Genomic DNA, 1167 nt, shown 5'->3' on the forward strand with positions numbered 1-1167 from the left:
GGACTGCCTTTTGAGCCTACCCATATCCGATTCCTCTGTCTGCATGAAACCTGTGCAGACAAGAATGGAGTTCGTAGGAAGCCCCCACTTCAAAATCCGGAGGATTTAAGTGGTGGGTAGTTCACACTGAAATAAAGGAGATAAACATGAATAATAATTTAGCTAAAGAAATAACCGCTATAGTCACAGATAAGCATAATGATCAGCTTTTTGTACAAAAAGACGGAATCACATATAAAGTGTTGTCCGATGACAGTGCTGATATCGGAGATGTATTGAAAGGGTTTGTCTATTCAGACAAAAATGATCAGCTGGTTTTTACCACTCATTTCCCAACTATCCGACCAGGTGTATACGGATGGGGAGAGGTCGTTAAAGTCAATCGCAAACTTGGCGTATTTGTGAATATAGGATGGGAAGAAAAGGATGTAGTCGTCTCAATGGATGACTTGCCAGTTGAAGGGAGGCTGTGGCCTAAAGAAGGAAACAGGCTTTATTTGACTGTTACAACAGACTCTAAAGACCGTATCTGGGGGAAACCAGCAGATGAAGAGGCGTTCTTTGAAGACTACGTAGAAGGCACGAAAGACATGCATAACAATAATGTAAGCGGCATTGTTTTTCACTTGAAGAAAAGCGGGACGTATGCGATCACTGAAGATAAGCACATTCTGTTTGTGCATCCGAGTGAACGGGAGCAGGAACCGAAACTGGGAGAAACTATTTCAGGAAGAGTTATCGGTCTGAGAGAAGACGGGGTACTGTATACCTCATTAAAACCTAGAGCACATGAAGTGATGGAAGAAGATGCATTGATGCTCCTGGAAGTGCTCAAGCGTTCAGAAGACCATTCTATTCCTTTCCATAATAAAACAGATCCGGAAGTTATAAAACAGCAGTTCGGTATCAGCAAAGGCCAGTTCAAACGTGCTGTCGGCAGGCTGATGAAAAAGGGACTGGTCAATCAGGATGATAATGGGACGAATCTGATAAGATTGCCTGAAGAGGACTAGAATAGTAGTTGAGACTTAGTGTCGATTATTTTATCAGTTTTCCGAGCGAGAAAACCCACGGTTTCAATCGTGGGATGATAGCTCGGCAGGGATGAGGGTTCGCTTTGGCGAACTCGAAAGCCCTGTGATATATTCGAATATTTTTTGAGTATGT

Annotated in this window: 1 protein-coding gene; it reads left to right on the forward strand. The window is 42.8% G+C overall.

Features of this window, described 5'->3' with window-relative positions; genetic code table 11:
- Positions 1-146 precede the first annotated feature (146 nt).
- Complete coding sequence (locus ACYQ4S_RS11930) at positions 147-1013, forward strand: S1-like domain-containing RNA-binding protein (protein ID WP_459771362.1); 867 nt, start codon at positions 147-149, stop codon at positions 1011-1013.
- Positions 1014-1167 lie beyond the last annotated feature (154 nt).

The organism is Alkalibacterium sp. s-m-28, assembly GCF_054658175.1.

Coding starts and splice junctions, on each gene's coding strand:
- ACYQ4S_RS11930 (WP_459771362.1), top strand. CDS start 147: ATGAATAATAATTTAGCTAAAGAAATAACCGCTATAGTCACAGATAAG.